This window comes from Priestia sp. FSL R5-0597, assembly GCF_038006305.1.
Classification (GTDB): Bacteria; Bacillota; Bacilli; order Bacillales; family Bacillaceae_H; genus Priestia; species Priestia zanthoxyli.
This window is the reverse complement of sequence record NZ_JBBOUZ010000001.1, coordinates 896,619-913,985: the sequence shown is the minus strand read 5'-3', so window position 1 is coordinate 913,985 and position 17,367 is coordinate 896,619. Positions and strand designations below refer to the sequence as shown.

Genomic DNA, 17,367 nt, shown 5'->3' with positions numbered 1-17,367 from the left:
GATGTTGCTTTTCTTTTTAACCTTAGGCACGGTAGCTACTGCGGTTGCTTCTACTCTCTCTAATACACTCATGATTTATCACCCGTAAATTTAAATTGGAAGAACGTTAAAATACCGACTAATAATACAACAACGTACGCAATGGCTGAAGCATATCCAAAATCAAAATATTTAAAGCCATTTTGATAAATATATAAGCCTAGCGTCATCGTGGAATCAGCAGGGCCGCCTTTTGTTAAGTTAAAAGGTTCGTCAAACAATTGAAGCGTGCCAATTGTTGATAAAATAGTAGCAAACAAGATAACGGGTTTTAATTGTGGAACCGTTACGTGGAAAAACTTTTGAATACGATTTGCCCCGTCTAAATCAGCTGCTTCGTAAACTTCATGAGATAAACTTTGAAGAGCTGCTAGAAAAATAACCATATTATAACCTGTCCATCTCCAAGTCATCGCCACGATGATTGAGACTTTAGCCCAGAAAGGATCTCCCAGCCACTGAATGGCATCGATACCGAAAAACCCTAAAATAGTATTCATAATTCCTTCATCTTGAAGAATGATTGAAAACAAAATAGAATAGGCAACTAGCGACGTTACTGCGGGCAAGAAAAATGAAACTCGGAAAAAACCTTTTAGCCTTAAAAGCTGACTGTTTAACGCGTTAGCTAGTACAAGCGCTAATAAAATCATGACGGGTACTTGAACGATTAAAATAATCCCCGTATTTCCAAGCGCTTTCCAGAAAATGTCATCTCCGAGCAAACGTGTATAGTTTGATAAACCGGTAAATACATACTTTCCGCCTTCCATACTCTGAAAGCTTAGAATAAACGATGAAAAAATAGGATAGATGGTAAACAGCGCGAACAGCAAAAGTGCTGGAGCAATAAATAAGTAAGGCAATGATTTATTTGTCTTCATGATGACCTCCTAGTACCGCAAGAAGAAGAGATAGAAGGCAATTTTCTAGAAATCACCTTCTATGCTTCTTGATTATTTTTGAATTCGGTTTTCTAAGCGTTTTTGAGCTGCTTCAAGCGAGTCTGTAACGCCCTTACCATTTGTTACCTCTGACACAGCTTTGACTGCTTCACTGTTTGCAACTGAGTAATTGCCTGTAAAATTAACCGGCTTAATATCTTTCATTTCATCTGCGAATGTTTTCCAAATCGTCTGATTGTTAAAGTACTCATCTTGTGCAGTGAATAATTTTGAAGAATATACGGTATTTAATGATGGGAATAATCCGCCCTTCATCGCTTCTTCTTGAACTTTATCTGTTGTTGAGAAATATTCCATAAATTTGTACGCTTCATCTGCTTTTTGGCTATTTGCTGAAATCACATAGTTGCTTCCGCCTAAGTTAGAAGCACGGTTGCCTCCTTCTTCAAACGAAGGTAATAAAAATACTCCCCATTTTCCTTTTAAATCTGGAGCCTGCTGCGTAATAGAACCAGATAGCCAAGCACCAGATGGTGAACTTGCTACTTTACCTTCTGCTAAAGCACTGATTGAAGCATCCCAGCCCACTGTATTTTTAACAATGCCTGCTTCTTTTAACTTCTTATTTAACTCCATCGCTTTTTTCGCTTCTTTAGAAGTTAAATTGAGCTTACCTTTGTTATTAAAATAGAACGTACCTTGCTGCGTTAGTGCCATTCGGAATAAGCCATCGTCATTATTAAAATCTAAACCTAGTAAATCAACGCCAACTTTTTCTTTAATTTTCTTACCAGCCGCAATATAATCATCCCATGTTTTGATACTGTTTGGATCTACGCCTGCTTTTTCAAAGTAATCTGTGCGGTAGAAAACGCCTGTCGGACCTGCATCAAACGGGAAGCCGTACATGTCCCCATCCTTTGATAAAAGAGCTTTCTTAAACTCTGGAAATTTATCTTCTTGCTTATCGAATCCTTTTTTAGATAGGTTTAAAAATGCCTTTGGAAATGCATCCAAATATCCTTGGAAACGATCGTCTTCTACTAATACAATATCAGGAAGACCTTTTCCGCCAGCCTGCAATCCTGTTGTTAGTTTTGAATAAACGTCTTCACGTCCCATATCCACTACTTTTAATTTAAATCCTGGATTCTCTTTTTGATATTCTGCTGCTGCTTTCTTTAATACCGGTACGTTAATATTCCAAGCCCATGCAACAACTTCTTTTCCACCGCTACCACTTGTTTCATTAGCGGACTTTCCTCCGCATCCTGCAAGTACTAGGGTTAAAATGAGTGCAAAACTGATTAAACTAAACCAACGTTTCAATGAATACCCCTCCTATGATCTCGTCTCCTAGTGTGGCAAGTTTTTTTGTAAACGCTCACGTCTCTTTCTAGATAGAATTATTGAAAAATAATTCTGTATATTGAAAGCGTATACAATTTACTTAATCTAAATTATATGAATGAATACCCTTTTCCTCAATGGTAAATATAAAAGGCAAAAACCTTACATTTTTGCCTTTTTGTAAATTGATTTTGTTATTATGGTTTCTATTAACTTTTTCGTTCATAAAAAAAAGCGAATGTACTGTTATTGTTGAAACAGAACACAATCGCTTATTTAAAAAAATCCAATGTATACTATTTTTTTGCTACATAAGTAACACTTTCTTGCTTATTTGGGACGTTCTAAGGAAAATAATTGCCCCAATTTACTATAGTTAGAACCCGCAAGCCGGCTGACTGGCTTCACACGTTCTGCAGAAACGCGATCGTTTTCTATCACTTTTTCACTAATATGAAACATCACAACTTCACCGATAAACAAATCTGAGCTGTATGCCTCATCCGTTCCTAATGGAACAATTTGGTGAAGCTTACATTCCATTCGAATGCTGGCTTCTTGAATTCCGGGAACCTGCACTTTTTTGCTCGGTGCTAGTGTTAACCCTGTTTCCTCGACTTCACTCACGGAAGAAGGGTAAGAAGATGCCGCTTGATTCACCTGTTCCACTAAGTTTTCGTCTACAAGATGAACTACAAATTCTTTAGATGCACTAATATTTTTGGCCGTATCTTTCGTCATTTGACCTTCACTTCTCGAAACCGAAACGGCAATCAGCGGAGGCTCTGCCGCAACTACATTAAAAAAACTAAACGGCGCGGCATTCACTACACCGTCATCATTTTGACTTGTAATAAACGCAATTGGCCGGGGAATGACGACACCTGTTAGCAAATGATAATTATCTTTTGCACTTTGTACCGCTGGATCAACTACCTTCATTTTACCCACTCCTTTTCTTCCATTTACTTTATTGTATGGTAACGAAAAGAGCATAGATTAGCTAGCAACTTGCTCACTAAACATGCAAAGAAGAGGCTGAGACATAGCTGCATCCATCTCATCTGAAAACCAACAAAATGAAAAAATCCGAACGATAAATCGTTCGGATCTTCTCTTTAGTTTAGCACCGTTACTTTCACTGTACGACGTCCAAATGCTTTTGCAGCTGACTCAGAAGGTACTAATACGTCAATTCGATATCCTTTAATCGCACCGCCCGTATCACCTGCTGTTGCCACTCCGTATCCTTCTACATATACTTTTGAACCTAATGGAATAACGGATGGATCTACCGCAATAATTTTATGAGTGCCTGAACTTACATTTTGTCCAGTGGCTGTTACGCCGCTGCAGCCTGCACAATTAGCTGTATAAGCTGTTGCTTCTACATACATTTCTTTTCCAGAATGCTTTTGTGTGCTTTCTTCTTTTTTCGTTTCTTTTTCTTCTGAAGAAACGGCTGCTTTCTTCTCTGTAGCCGCAGCTGTTTTTACTTCTTGTTTCGGCTCTGTTTTTACTTCTTTTTTAGCTGTTGCTAATTCAGCTTGACGCTTTGCTTCTGCATCAGCCTCAGCCTTTTCAGCCGCCTGCTGTTTTGCCACTTGCTCAGCTTGCTTTTGAGCTGCTTCTTTTTCTTTTGCAATCTTATCTTGAATGCCTGTTAGTTCAGACTGAAGATTTGCTTTTTCTGAAGAAGCTGCATCAATTTCATTTACGACCGTACTGTATTTTTCTTGCATAGTTGTTAACGTTGCTGTTTGTTTCGCAACGTTTTTATCTAATTCAGCTTGTTTAGCCGCTAGGCTACTTTTTGCTGCTTCTAATACTTTTTCTTGCTTATCAATTTCTTTTTTATCTTTTTCAATTTGATCTAAGTCATTTTGATGCTGCTTTAAAATATCATTATCTGCTGACAATAAAGTTGTGACCGCACCCATACGTGCAACAAAATCTCCAAAGTTATCAGCATTCATTAATGTATCAATAACAACGCTTGTTTTATCGTCCTGCTGTAAAGCAACTAATCGATTTTCAATAATATCTTTACGACTTAACACTTTTTCCTGAAGCAAAACGATCTCTTTTTTCTTTTTCTCAATCATTTTGTTCGCTTCTGAAATCTGCTTTTCAGTCGATGCTAACTCTTTTTTATTGCTAGAGATTACTGTATGTAATGAATTTAATTGTGACTGTATGTTTTGAACATCTGAATTGATAGACTGTTTCTCTTTCTCTTTTTGTTGAACAGCCTTTTCTGTTTCTTTAATTTTATTTTCAGTAGTCTGGAGCGCTTCTTCATTCGATTGGGCGTGAGTCTCTGTAATGCCGGTCATGAAGAAAATTCCTGTGACTGCTGCAAGAGTCATACGCTTAAAAATTTTCATAAAGTAATAGTCCCCTTTCCTCATAGACATAGTTATACCATAAAAAACTAGCTGTTTATGTTACAATACAGTTAAAAGTTTCCCATAATCTGTATAACCAAGAATCTCTTTCTGGGAATTTACCACCAAAATCCCTTGATAGAGAGGTTTACTGTTTATTAAAAAAGATATATTTTTGTCACAAAGGGGGCAAAATTACTCTTTAAAAATCAAAATAAACGCTTATTATTACAGCTATATTACAAATTTTTCACAGAAAATTATGTGTTTTACCGCCTTTTTTCTGTGTTTTTTACTTTTTATTACATAAATTCCACCTACATAATTCCTACACTATTTATAAAGTTGTGACTTTTTCACTTCTTTTTTACACTTTATATATATATAAAGACGCCCATAAATCAAATGAGCGTCTTTTTTCTTCACACGTATAAAGCCATTATTTTTCAGAGGTTACTAGTTTTAAAGGCACTGGAATTTGCTTATCTACTTTTTTGCCTTGAAGAACATTTTTAGCAGACTTTACGGCAAGTTTACCAATTAAAACAGGCTGCTGGGCTACAGTTGCTCCTAGTTTTCCTTCTTTTACTGCTTTAATTGCATCGTCGTTTCCATCAAACCCTACTACTAATACATCTTTTCCTGAGCTGTTAATCGCTTGAATAGCTCCTAATGCCATTTCATCATTGTGAGCAAATACGGCTTTGATACCAGGGTTTCCTTGAAGAACGTTCTCCATAACGTTTAAGCCTTTTGTACGGTCAAAATCAGCTGACTGTTTAGCCGTAATATCTAGCTTTTGATCTGCAACGTTGTGGAACCCTTTTCCTCTTTCACGAGTTGCTGAAGCTCCGGGCACGCCTTCAAGTTCTGCTACCTGAGCTTTTTCACCTACTTTTTTTACAATGTAATCAGCAGCCATTTGACCACCTTTTACATTATCTGAAGCTACCAGTGTTTCCACTTTTCCTTTTTCTGCTGAACGATCTAGCGTAATAACTGGAATCCCTACATTATTAGCCGATTGTACAGCTGTTGAAATAGCGGCTGAATCCGTTGGGTTAATAAGCAGAATGTTAACACCTTGCTGCATTAAATCTTCTACATCGTTAATTTGTTTTGCTGAATCATTTTGAGCATCTACTACAACTACTTCCATGCCCAGTTTTTTTGCTTCTTTTTGTACTCCTTCTTTTAGGGAAACAAAGAACGGATTGTTTAATGTAGACACGGATAAACCAATTTTAATATCTTTTAAATTTTTACTTTCAGATGGTTTCGCCCACTCAGGAGGCTGAAGTGAACAAGCCCCTAACAGTAATAATGAAAATGATAATAGCACGAGCCAAATTTTCTTCATGTTTTTCCCTCCTAAGCTGACTTTTTGCGATCAATTAATACCGCAATTAAAATAACAATTCCTTTTACGACCATTTGGTAAAACGACGAAACGCCGAGTAAGTTCAAACCGTTGTTTAATGTTCCGATAATCAGCGCACCAATTAACGTTCCAACAATGCGTCCACGTCCTCCGGAAAGGCTTGTGCCACCCAGTACTACTGCGGCGATAGCATCTAACTCGTAAGACGTACCTGCCGTTGGCTGAGCAGAATTCAAGCGAGAAGTCAAAATCGCTCCTGATAGCGCTGCCAATAATCCTGCTAGTGAGTAAATCATAACCTTAACTTTCGGAACTTTGATTCCTGAAATAAATGCTGCTTTTTCATTTCCACCGATTGCATATGTTCTACGGCCAAACGGTGTTTTATGCAAAATCACCCATAGGACAGCAAACGCTAATACCATCGTAATCGCTGGAACAGGAATACCTAGGAAATAGCCTCGGCCAAATAATTGGAAGTAATAGTTTTCACCTAAGCCCGTAATCGGATTTCCATCTGTATAAACAAGCGTTAACCCTCTAAAAATTGTCATCGTCGCTAGCGTCGCAATAAACGGCGCCATTTTTCCTTTTGTAATAAGTAAGCCGTTAACCATACCCATTACAGCTCCTAACACACATCCTATTAAAATAGCTAAAATAGGATCTACACCTGACACAATCATACCTGCCATTAACGCACTTGATAGAGCAAGTATAGAGCCCACGGATAAATCAATTCCCCCTGTTAAAATAACAAATGTCATACCGAATGCAATTAAAGCATTAATAGCCACTTGACGCAGCAAGTTTAAAATATTTAAAGCTTCTAAAAAGCTTGGATTTAAAATCGATACAATGACAATAAGAATAAATAAACCTAGTAACGGACCTAGCTTTTGCATCACGTTATCAACGCGATTTTCTTTTATCGCTGTGTTTGCTTTCATTTTACTGACCTCCTGTTGCAAATGTCATAATTTTTTCTTGAGTTGCTTCTTCACTTGTCAGTTCACCTGTTATCTTTCCTTCATGCACAACCAAAATGCGATCACTCATGCCGAGTACTTCCGGAAGCTCTGAAGACACCATGATAATAGCCACGCCTCTGTCTGTCAGTTCATTCATAAGCTGATAAATTTCACGCTTCGCCCCGACGTCAACTCCTCGAGTTGGTTCATCTAAAATTAGCACTTTTGGTCCAATGCCAATCCACTTGGCAATAACTACTTTTTGCTGATTTCCTCCCGATAAATTAGCCGCACTCGTCTCAGACGACTCGGTTTTGATCGTTAAACGTTTAATAAGCAAATCTACAAATTGCTGCTCGCTTTTTTGTTCAATAAAGCCTTTTGGCGAAAAGCTGAATAGACTTGGAAGTGCAATATTTTCTCGAATAGAAAAATCCAGAACGAGTCCTTCTGTTTTACGATCTTCTGTAATGAACCCGAGACCTAATTTAATGGCTTGGTCTGGCTTTGTGATACTGACCTGTTTGCCATTTAAGATAATTTCGCCTTTTTCTAACGGATCAAGCCCGAAGATAGCGCGCATAATCTCGGTTCTTCCAGCTCCCATTAGCCCCGCAACGCCGACAATTTCTCCTGATCGCACTGAAAAATGAACGTCTTGAAACACACCTTTTCTCTCCAAGCCTTTTGCTTCAAAAACAACGTCTCCCTTAGGAGATGTCCTAGCAGGAAATCGATCCGTTAGCTCTCTTCCTACCATTTTGCGAACAACATCATCGAAGCTGGTTTCTGGAATCGGCTTTTTGTCTACCGTCTGTCCGTCACGCATGACCGTAATGGAATCACAAATAGCGAAAATCTCTTCCATACGATGTGAAATATAGACAATCGATACACCTTGTTTTCGCAGCGCATTAATTACGTCAAATAACTTTTGAATTTCTCTTTCAGTAAGCGCTGCGGTCGGCTCATCCATGATAATCACTTTTGCATTCGTCATCAGCGCTTTGGCTATCTCAATCATTTGCTGCTGTCCGACAGAACAAAGTCCTGCTTCTTGATCAAGAGGAATGGTGACAGCTAATTTTTCAAACTGCTTCTTTGCTAACGCTTTCATTTCTTTTGTTTTTAAAAAACCTAAAGGTGTTTTTAATTCTTTGCCGATAAATAAGTTTTCAAGCACCGTCATTTCAGGCCAAACGTTCAGCTCTTGATGAATAAAGGTAATTCCGTTTTGTTCTGCTTCTTTTGGGTTTTGAAAATACGTCTCTTTGCCATCAATCAGAATCTGTCCTTCATCTTTTTTATGAAGGCCGGTTAAAATATTCATCAGCGTAGATTTCCCCGCTCCATTTTCCCCCATTAGTGCGTGAACTTCACCTTCATGTAATTCAAAATCCACGCCTCTTAGTACACGGTTTGCTCCAAAGGCTTTATGAATCCCTCTCATTGCAATATGCATGCTGTTCACCTCTTTTAAAAAATAACTCCCGCTTGTAAAATACAGTTTGCATAAGGAGTTGCTTCTCCTGTACGAATCACAACTTTCGCTTTGCTTGTCAACATTTTCAATTGTTCATGCGATACTTCTTCTACTAAGATGTTTTGCTTTTCTATCAACTCGTAAGCCTTTTGGTTTCTTTCTTTCATTTCAGAAGCAATCACTATTTTTTCTGTAGCCATATCTTCTAACACAGCTACTACTACATCTTCAAAGCTAGGCACTCCTAGCTTTAAAGATAAATCAATTTTAGGCACGTCACTCGGAACAGGTAACCCTGCATCTGCAATGACAATAGTGTCTGTATGACCTAGATCTGTTAGTATTTTCGTAATATGACTGTTAATCATTCCGTGACGTTTCATTTACAGACTCTCCTCCACTTCTTTTCGAGTCGGCATGCCGCCTTGCGCACCAAATTTAGTGACGGATAGCGAAGCTGCGCGATTAGCAAACTGAATTCCTTTTTCAAAACCCATTCCTTCGGCAAGTGCCACAGCAAGCGCTGCGTTAAACGTATCTCCTGCTCCTGTTGTATCAATCGTTTCTACTTGATAAGAAGGAACCAATACTTCTTTCTCGCCGTTAAAATAGCGTACGCCTTGTTTTCCTTCTGTAATAAACAATTTATTTGGATACTGTTTTAATACTTCTTCTTTTTCTTTTCCTTCAAATAAAAGCGCTGCTTCATGTTCATTTGGAGTGATGTAAGAAACTTGTTCAATCACTTCTGCTTTTAATGGTCTTGCAGGCGCTGGATTTAATAAAAGCGGTACTTTAAGTTCCTGACAAAGCTGAGCAACATATTCAACCGTTTCTTCTGGAATTTCTTGCTGAATAAGTACGATATCAGCTTCTTTAATTTTTTCTTTGGCTTTTTCTACGTAGTCTGGAGTAATATAATCGTTTGCTCCTTTAACAACTACAATGCTGTTGTCTCCTTCAGCGAGTATAATGTGAGCTGTTCCGCTATCTGAATCTGTAACCGGTTTCACATTTTCCACAGATACACCGTTTGATTTGAAATTCTCCAGGATTGCTTTTCCGTAATGATCTTCGCCCACACATCCAATCATACTCACATCCGCTCCAAGCCGGGCTGCTGCAACAGCTTGGTTCGCTCCTTTTCCTCCCGGAACGGTTTTAAATGATTCTCCTAACACTGTTTCTCCAGCTCCAGGACGAATATTTGATGTTACTACTAAATCCATTGATGAACTTCCAATCACAGTTACTTTAGCCATGTTCCTCAACCTTTCGTGTCGTATTTCGTTCAATAAACGTAACGGGTAGTTGTACTTGCTTTTGAATTAAAGGTTCTTTCTTAATGCATTTCATTAACAGACCTGCTGCTTGCTTGCCCATTTCATAAGCAGGCTGACGAATTGTAGACAGGGCTGGAAACGAAAAGCGGCTTTGCGGAATATCATCAAAACCAATCACTTGAAGATCATCAGGCACGCTTTTCTCTAATCGAAACGCCTCATGTAAAACAGCTGTGGCTACAATGTCATTACTTGCGATAATCCCGTCTGTTTCAGGGTACTTTTGAAAGATTTCCTTTGCCCATTTCTGCGCATCGTCAAATGCTAGAGAATTTGTATTTAATACGTAAAAGTCTGCATCAGACTGACTCAAGACAGAAAGAGAGCCTTGAAAACGTTCCTGAGCAGGCTTTACATTTACTGGACCTTTGATAAGAGTAATTCTTTTACTTCCTCTTTTGATTATTTCTTCTGCAGCGATTTTCCCGCCTTCAAAACCATCAGCATAAACGGATGGATACTGATCAGAACTTCTATCTAAAAACACGACGGGAAATGTAAGACCTTCATATAGTTTCTGAGCTAAACTTGTTGTTGCCGTAATCATTCCTACTACATGATTTTGCGTAAACGTTTGGAGATATGTTAATTCTTTCTCTAACTGCTCATCACTATTGCCAAGAATTAAACGAAATCCATGGCTATGTACTTCATCTTCTATTCCTCGTGCGAGCTGAGGGAAAAAAGGGTTTGTGATGTCTGGAAGCAATAGACCAATCAAACGTGATTCACGTGTATAAAGCGAACGGGCTACTTCGTTAGGGCTGTAGTTTAATCTTTGAATTGTATTCATTACTCGCACACGCGTGTCTTCTTTTACATACCCTGTACTGTTTAAAACACGCGAAACGGTCGCAACGGACACGCCTGCTTCTTTTGCTACATCACGAATTGTTACCACTTTATTTCCCTCCCTCCATATATGTAACCGTTTACACAAATGATATCATGGAAAAGTGAAGTTGACAATCTTTTTATCAAAAAAAAAATCACTCCATTAAGAAGTGATGTTTCTTTCATTAGATATTAGCGTCTAGTTTCTTAAATAATTTCAAAAATTGCTCTTGATCTTTCGGCTCATAGCAAGAAAAGAAATGAGCAATCATCTTTTGCACAATTTCATTTGCTTCTTCAATCACTTGTTCACCTTTAGCAGTTAACTCAATGTTTACCTTACGGCGATCCTCTTTAGAGTGATAGCGTGAAACTAACTCTAAGTCTATTAAACGAGTAATAACAGGAGTGATCGCACTAGGCTTTACACGCATCTCCTCTGCCAGCTTGGTTACTCCAATATGACTGCATTTACCGATAATTAATAAGATATGATATTGAAAAGGCGTAATCCCTTGTGAAAGTAACCTTTCTTTTATCTCTGTCATTACCTTTTTGTTAAGGGATATCGAAATTCTCTGGACCTCTTCAATAAATGTGAGCTGTTCCATGTTTTGACGTCCCCTTTCTTATAATCAGGGAGTCGATGTTAACATGTCAGCCCCCTGCTGCACTCCAAGCGAAACCTAACCTGGGGAGAGCGGCTGGTTTCGCGGAATGCTTATGACCTATTTTCTATCTGTTTTATTCCGTACTATTATAATAGAAGAAACTCATTCATTATCGTTTTTCTTAAACGATCTTAAAGCCTTACGAAAAGCGTCATCATTCATAACGTCACGTTCTTCTTTTGTAAAAACCGTGTCGTCTTTTTCGCCTTCTCTAAACTTTTGCAGCACTTGACGATACATATCATCGTTCATGACATCTTTTTCTCTCTTATGTCTAGATGTTCTTGTTTCCGTCTTCGCCTGCGGCTCTTTTGGCTCTTCTTTTGGTGTTTCTTTTGGTGCTGTAGGTTTTTCTTCTGCTACTTTTTTCTCTTCTACTTTTGGCTCTTTAGGAGCATTTGAAGCAGCCGCTTCTTTTTTAGGTGGAACTGTACGCTGGCGCTTAGAAGATGATGCTTTAGCATTCATTGTAATAATTAGGACAACCAGAATCACAGCTACAACGATCAGTAAAATACCTAACATACTGTCACCTACTGTCCTTGTGTCATTCGTTTAGTCACTTGAACAACACGTTCTCCTAACGCTTTACCTAGCGCTTGGTCGTTCTCTGTTAATAATTCGTCACCTTCGATTGGACAAGTAATTCCCACACCGTAATAAGTACCGTACAGCGCATTTTCTGGAATGTTACCTGGTAAGCCAGCGATAACCATTCCTTGGTGAAGCATCGGTGTAATTAAATTTAAAAGCGTTGCTTCTAAGCCACCGTGCGTTGTAGCTGTTGTACAGAACACCGCACCTACTTTATCAATTAATTTACCTTCTGCCCATAAATAACCTAATTTATCAATCCACGTTTTTAACCCTGAACTGATTGTTCCAAAATGCCCTGGGCAGCCCCAAATAATAGCATCCATTTCAGGCAGTTCACGTACATCTGCTTCTTCGACATGCTTTACATATACAGTTGCTTCTCCAGACAGCTCAGCGCCAGAAGCAATCGCTTTTGCTAATGCCTCTGTATGTCCGCCTTCACTATCATATACGATACAAATTTTCATCCTTTATCCCTCCGTTGCTTATGAGTTCATATCTTTTGGTGCCGGTAACATACGAATATCGTCTGTTGTTTCTTTTTCTGTCTCTTCTACTTCTACCACTGGATCTTTACGAACATCACGTAGGAAGAAACTTAAAATCAATCCAATAATGGCAATGATAACTGTCCAGTAAAACGCGTCGTTAATTCCTTGTACAGTTGCTTGCGCTTGAACTTTTCCAGCTAATGTTGTTAAAGCTTGTTTTTGCGCTTCTGTTTGAGAAAGGTGAAGCGTTTGAGCAATCTTTTGCACAAATACCTGGAAGTTATTCATAAAGAATGGATCAGATGTAGTCATTGAACTGCTCATTTCATTCACATGATATGTTGTGCGATTTGTAAAGATTGTAGTCATTAAACTGATACCGATTGAACCACTCACCTGACGAAGCGTGTTCGACATAGATGTACCGTGGCTGCTTAATTTTGCCGGCAGCTGATTTAAACCAGCTGTCATAATTGGCATCATTAATAATGACATACCGAATGCACGAATCATATAAATAATAACAATATGACTAAACGGTGTTTCAAGCGTTAATTTTGTAAATTCAAATGTTGTCACAACCGTAATCAACATCCCGACAATCCCTAGTGGACGCGGTCCTAATTTATCAAACAGCGTACCAGAAATCGGTGACATGACTAGCATAACAAGTGCACCAGGCAAGATTAATAAGCCTGAGTCAAACGCTGAATAGCCACGGATGTTTTGCAAATAAATCGGCAATAAGAACATACCAGCATACATGCTGATTGTAATGGCAATACTGATGATATTAGATAATGAGAAAATATTGTATTTAAATACTCTCACATCAAGTAATGGACTTTTAAGTCGAAGCTGCTGTACAACAAAGATGATTAATAAGACAATACCGCCGATCATCGTTGATAATACAACTGAATCCGTCCAGCCATCGTTTCCAGCTTCACTGAAGCCGTATAGAAGTAAAGCCATACCTGCAAGAGATGTAAACACAGAAATTAGATCTACTTTTACATTTTGAGGCGGTTTAATATCTTTTAATTTAAAAGCTGCAATAATAAGTACGAGTGCACCTAGTGGCACCATTCCCGTAAATAAAATGTGCCAGTCATAGTTTTGAATAACCCATCCTGAAAGCGTCGGTCCAATTGCCGGAGCGAACATCATGGCTAAACCAAAGATACCCATTCCTTTTCCGCGCATATGAGGAGGGAAAATAAATACGATAATGGTCATAACTAGAGGTGCTAGCACTCCGCCCCCGACTGCTTGAACCAGACGTCCAATTAGCATAATTGAGAAAGTCGGCGCGATTCCGCAGACAAGCGCTCCAATTGTAAAGCAGGCCATCGCAAATAAGAATAAGCGACGAACGCCAAAACGTTCAATTAAATAGGCTGATAATGGAATAAGTGCACCATTTACAAGCATATATCCTGTAAGCAACCACTGTGCGGTATTAGCCGTAACGCCAAACTCTGTAATCAGATGCGGAATCGCAACATTTAGCAGCGTTTGGTTTAAAATTGCTAAGAACAATCCAAGCATAAGTACGACTAGTAGCGGGATATGCTTTTTAACTGAGCTTTCCTCTGGTTGTATCGTGTTTGCTGACATCAGTTCCTTCCTCCTTTCTTCTCTTCTTAATCATGTACGTTCTTAGTTTTTAGAGATTTTAACTTCTGCGTTCATACCTGGCAGTACGTTTTCAGAGTAGTTAGAAATAGAGATTTTAACAGGAACTGTTTGTGATACTTTCGTATAGTTGCCGTCTGAATTAGAGCTTGGCATTAATGAGAAAATTGAGTTTGTTGCATAACCGATTTCTTCTACTTTTCCATCGATTGTTGTTTTAGTATCTCCGTCAACTGTTACATCAACGTCATCGCCAGCTTCAATATCTTTTAATTTGTCTTCTTTAATGTTTGCAATGATGAATAAGTTATTCATATCTACTTCGCTAGCAATTTGTTGACCAGCTTGAACCATTTGATTTTCTTTTACCTGTGTTTTGATGATTTTACCATCCTCTGGTACTGTAACTGTTTTTTCTCCATCTTCTGATTGGATTTTAGCTACCTCATCGTCTTTTGAAACATCTTTACCTTCTTCAATATTCCAGCTTGCTACTTTACCTGCCGCTGGCGCTACTACTGTATAAAGATCGCCCGACACTTTTGCATTGTCTGTGGATACATAATTAGATTTCTGAATATAATAGTATCCTCCACCAATAATTAAAGCTAATACTACAATAATTCCGATAAAGTTCATTAAAATTAAACGCCCTCTTGACATTTATTTTACCTCCTTAATATTTCATTCAGTTAAGTATTACGCTAGATAACTTTATCACAAAGATATTTAGTTGTAAATAACTTTGATTTTAATTTATTTTTAAAACTAAACATTTATGTTTCATAAAGTTTTCCCGACTGAATACTTTACTACATCTTTAACTGAAATACAACTTAAAAGTTTTGGTTTCTTTACAAGTACTTTACTTTACTTTAAAGTTAGATATATAAGCATAGGGTTATACACAAAAACAGCTCCTTTTTTTGGAACAAACTCCCTATATACATAAACCACAATAGGTAACTAGCAGCAATTGTTTAACACCTATAATGATAAAGAAAAGGTGATTATGATGGATCAGCAGTTAATAGATAAACTAGAAAAACTTGACCAAGTTAAAACCTCATTATTTGAACTCAAGCGAAAGCTCTTGGAAGATAAAATCAGTGAGCAGCCCTATAATTTGACCATTACAAAATTTTTAATTCTAAAATTCATTGGAATCAGCTCTAAACGTATGGTAGCCGAAATTTCTTCAAATCTAAAGCTAACCTCCGGGGCTACTACCATTTTATTAAATCAATTAGAAGATGATGCACTCATTAAGCGCGTACGTGACCAAAAAGACCGCCGAATTGTATGGATATCCTTAACAGAGGCTGGCGAAACATTAGTGAACTATGTAATTGAGCAGCGAAATTTATTTTGGCAAGACATGCTTTTTGCTCTAACTCCTGAAGAACAGGATGAGTACCTCCGTATGCTTGAAAAAATGGAAAAAAGAATTAGACAAACTGTAGATCGTTAATGCTAAAAAGCGTGTGTTCATTTATTTTATGGACACACGCTTTTTATGACCCGCTACTCTTGACGACTTTAGGAAGCTTTTTGCTTCCTGCCTTTAAAATTCAGGATTATTTTTCAAAAATCCATTCCAAGCCTGTGCTGTAGCTTTCTCAATTTCTTCTTTGGAAGCTTGAAGCCTCTTAGCGCTATCTCCATAGCCAATTTCGATTTTACCTTTTTTCAATTCTTCAAATATCGAATCGGCAAAGTCATCAAGCGGTGCTCCAAATGTATGAAGTCCCGGTCCTCCTAAATCGGTGTTCACGGCTGGAGGAAGAATTTCTATCACTTCGGTATTTGTTTCTTCTACTTGATGTCTTAAACTAATCGTAAACGACCTTAACGCCGCTTTTGTTGCGCTGTAGATTGGCACCCATGCTCCAGGTGTTAAAGACAGCCCGGACGTTACGTTAATAACCGCAGCACGTTCTTGTTGAACGAAATGAGGAATCAATAGCGAAGTTAAATGAATAGGAGCACTTACATTACTCATTAGTTCTTTTTCGTAATACTGCCACTCTTCGTGCATGTGTAAAAGATTTACGCGCTGCTGAATGCCTGCATTATTAACAATAACATTTAGTTTTGGGAACGTTTCGGTCGCCCATTTTACTAGCTCTACTCTGCTTTCTTCTATTGATACGTCGCACACTTTTGTATGTAACGAAGGGAATTTTTCTTTTGCTTCTTGCAGCTTTGATTCCCTTCTTCCACAAATAATGACTTCATTTCCTTCATTTAAAAACCGTTCTGCAAGCGCTAACCCAATTCCAGACGCTCCGCCCGTAATTAAAATAGTGTTTCCTGACATTTTCATTACTTTTCCTCCTCGTTCAACCATCACATTTCCTATTTAATAAACAAAGCGCTACTGCATGAATGACAATAGCGCTTTGTTTATTATTTATCTTACAAGACGTTTTAGTCTTGATTTAAAATTAAAAGTCAAAGTTATCCGGATCTGGACCTACGCGATGATTTTGATTTAATGTGTTAATTTTTTCAACTTCTTCTTCATTTAATTCAAAATCAAATACGTCTGCATTTTGGATAATACGATGTTCTTTTGTTGACTTAGGAATCGTTACTACTTCGTTTTGCAAGTCCCAGCGTAAGATAACTTGAGCAGTTGATTTTCCATACTTTTCAGCAATTTGAGTTAACACTTCGTTATCAAGCAGCTCACCTTGTGCAAGCGGTGACCATGCTTCCACTTGGATTCCTTGTTTTTGGCAGTATTCGCGCACTTCTGTTTGTGTTAAAAGTGGATGAAATTCGATCTGGTTTACCATCGGCTTAACTTCTGCATCTGCAATTAAGTCTTCTAGATGATGAACTTGGAAATTCGATACGCCGATTGCACGAATTTTCCCCTCTTTATAAAGCTTTTCAAGTGCTTTCCACGTATCTTTATACTTACCTTCAACCGGCCAGTGAATTAAGTATAAATCTAAATATTCAAGACCTAGCTTGTTTAAGCTTGTTTCAAACGCTTGAAGAGTTGTGTCGTATCCTTGATCTGCATTCCACACTTTTGATGTAACAAATAGTTCTTCGCGAGAAACACCTGATTCTTTGATCGCTTGTCCCACGCCTTCTTCATTTTCATAAATTTTAGCCGTATCAATGCTTTTGTATCCAGCTTTGATTGCATATTTAACTGAATCTACAACTTCTTGACCATCTTCTACTTTATAAACACCTAAACCTAACCAAGGCATTTTCACGCCGTTTGCTAAGGTCGTTGTTGACTGTAAGTTTTCCATGT

At 38.1% G+C, this 17,367-nt stretch carries 18 protein-coding genes; 1 reads left to right on the top strand and 17 read right to left on the bottom strand.

What is annotated here, in order from left to right; translation table 11 throughout:
• Positions 1 to 68: 68 nt before the first annotated feature.
• The 15 genes from MKX72_RS04735 to MKX72_RS04665 form a co-directional block, all read right to left on the bottom strand.
• Positions 69 to 923: a carbohydrate ABC transporter permease gene (locus MKX72_RS04735; RefSeq protein WP_014461372.1), complete on the bottom strand. Its 855-nt coding sequence runs from the start codon at positions 921 to 923 to the stop codon at positions 69 to 71.
• 72 nt (positions 924 to 995) lie between these two features.
• Positions 996 to 2,273, bottom strand: a complete 1,278-nt coding sequence (locus MKX72_RS04730) for an ABC transporter substrate-binding protein (protein WP_028412189.1) — start codon at positions 2,271 to 2,273, stop codon at positions 996 to 998.
• Between the two features lie 351 nt (positions 2,274 to 2,624).
• Positions 2,625 to 3,236 (bottom strand): flavin reductase family protein, encoded by a 612-nt coding sequence (locus tag MKX72_RS04725; RefSeq protein ID WP_016763208.1) that lies wholly within the window; start codon positions 3,234 to 3,236, stop codon positions 2,625 to 2,627.
• Positions 3,237 to 3,412: 176 nt separating this feature from the next.
• Positions 3,413 to 4,681, bottom strand: coding sequence for a 3D domain-containing protein (locus tag MKX72_RS04720; protein WP_033578168.1), 1,269 nt, complete (start codon positions 4,679 to 4,681; stop codon positions 3,413 to 3,415).
• Between the two features lie 439 nt (positions 4,682 to 5,120).
• A complete protein-coding gene (gene rbsB / locus MKX72_RS04715) occupies positions 5,121 to 6,041 on the bottom strand; it encodes a ribose ABC transporter substrate-binding protein RbsB (RefSeq protein ID WP_014461376.1) in 921 nt (306 codons plus the stop codon).
• Positions 6,042 to 6,052: 11 nt separating this feature from the next.
• Complete coding sequence (gene rbsC, locus MKX72_RS04710) at positions 6,053 to 7,012, bottom strand: ribose ABC transporter permease RbsC (protein WP_155008436.1); 960 nt, start codon at positions 7,010 to 7,012, stop codon at positions 6,053 to 6,055.
• A gap of 1 nt (position 7,013) precedes the next feature.
• A complete protein-coding gene (locus MKX72_RS04705) occupies positions 7,014 to 8,495 on the bottom strand; it encodes a sugar ABC transporter ATP-binding protein (protein ID WP_155008437.1) in 1,482 nt (493 codons plus the stop codon).
• A gap of 14 nt (positions 8,496 to 8,509) precedes the next feature.
• The gene (rbsD, locus tag MKX72_RS04700; protein ID WP_108674409.1) at positions 8,510 to 8,899 is read right to left on the bottom strand and encodes a D-ribose pyranase; all 390 of its coding nucleotides are present in this window, start codon (positions 8,897 to 8,899) and stop codon (positions 8,510 to 8,512) included.
• Complete coding sequence (rbsK, locus tag MKX72_RS04695; RefSeq protein ID WP_028412184.1) at positions 8,900 to 9,778, bottom strand: ribokinase; 879 nt, start codon at positions 9,776 to 9,778, stop codon at positions 8,900 to 8,902.
• Positions 9,771 to 10,760 (bottom strand): LacI family DNA-binding transcriptional regulator, encoded by a 990-nt coding sequence (locus MKX72_RS04690; RefSeq protein WP_028412183.1) that lies wholly within the window; start codon positions 10,758 to 10,760, stop codon positions 9,771 to 9,773. The genes rbsK and MKX72_RS04690 overlap by 8 nt, the downstream gene beginning before the upstream one ends.
• A 118-nt stretch (positions 10,761 to 10,878) precedes the next feature.
• Complete coding sequence (locus tag MKX72_RS04685; RefSeq protein ID WP_028412182.1) at positions 10,879 to 11,304, bottom strand: MarR family winged helix-turn-helix transcriptional regulator; 426 nt, start codon at positions 11,302 to 11,304, stop codon at positions 10,879 to 10,881.
• Positions 11,305 to 11,466: 162 nt separating this feature from the next.
• The gene (locus MKX72_RS04680) at positions 11,467 to 11,889 is read right to left on the bottom strand and encodes a hypothetical protein (RefSeq protein WP_155008438.1); all 423 of its coding nucleotides are present in this window, start codon (positions 11,887 to 11,889) and stop codon (positions 11,467 to 11,469) included.
• An 8-nt stretch (positions 11,890 to 11,897) separates the two neighbouring features.
• Entirely contained in the window at positions 11,898 to 12,428 is a 531-nt protein-coding gene (locus MKX72_RS04675) for an NAD(P)H-dependent oxidoreductase (RefSeq protein ID WP_014461382.1), read from the bottom strand.
• An 18-nt stretch (positions 12,429 to 12,446) separates the two neighbouring features.
• Positions 12,447 to 14,072, bottom strand: a complete 1,626-nt coding sequence (locus tag MKX72_RS04670) for a DHA2 family efflux MFS transporter permease subunit (RefSeq protein WP_028412180.1) — start codon at positions 14,070 to 14,072, stop codon at positions 12,447 to 12,449.
• Between the two features lie 42 nt (positions 14,073 to 14,114).
• The gene (locus MKX72_RS04665; RefSeq protein ID WP_028412179.1) at positions 14,115 to 14,753 is read right to left on the bottom strand and encodes an HlyD family efflux transporter periplasmic adaptor subunit; all 639 of its coding nucleotides are present in this window, start codon (positions 14,751 to 14,753) and stop codon (positions 14,115 to 14,117) included.
• Between the two features lie 352 nt (positions 14,754 to 15,105).
• On the opposite strand from MKX72_RS04665, the gene MKX72_RS04660 reads away from it, so the two are divergent.
• Entirely contained in the window at positions 15,106 to 15,561 is a 456-nt protein-coding gene (locus tag MKX72_RS04660) for a MarR family winged helix-turn-helix transcriptional regulator (RefSeq protein WP_025749716.1), read from the top strand.
• Between the two features lie 93 nt (positions 15,562 to 15,654).
• Here MKX72_RS04660 and MKX72_RS04655 read toward each other — a convergent pair whose 3' ends face one another.
• Entirely contained in the window at positions 15,655 to 16,416 is a 762-nt protein-coding gene (locus tag MKX72_RS04655) for an SDR family oxidoreductase (RefSeq protein WP_155008439.1), read from the bottom strand.
• Between the two features lie 121 nt (positions 16,417 to 16,537).
• Positions 16,538 to 17,365 (bottom strand): aldo/keto reductase, encoded by an 828-nt coding sequence (locus MKX72_RS04650; protein WP_155008440.1) that lies wholly within the window; start codon positions 17,363 to 17,365, stop codon positions 16,538 to 16,540.
• Positions 17,366 to 17,367: the final 2 nt, after the last annotated feature.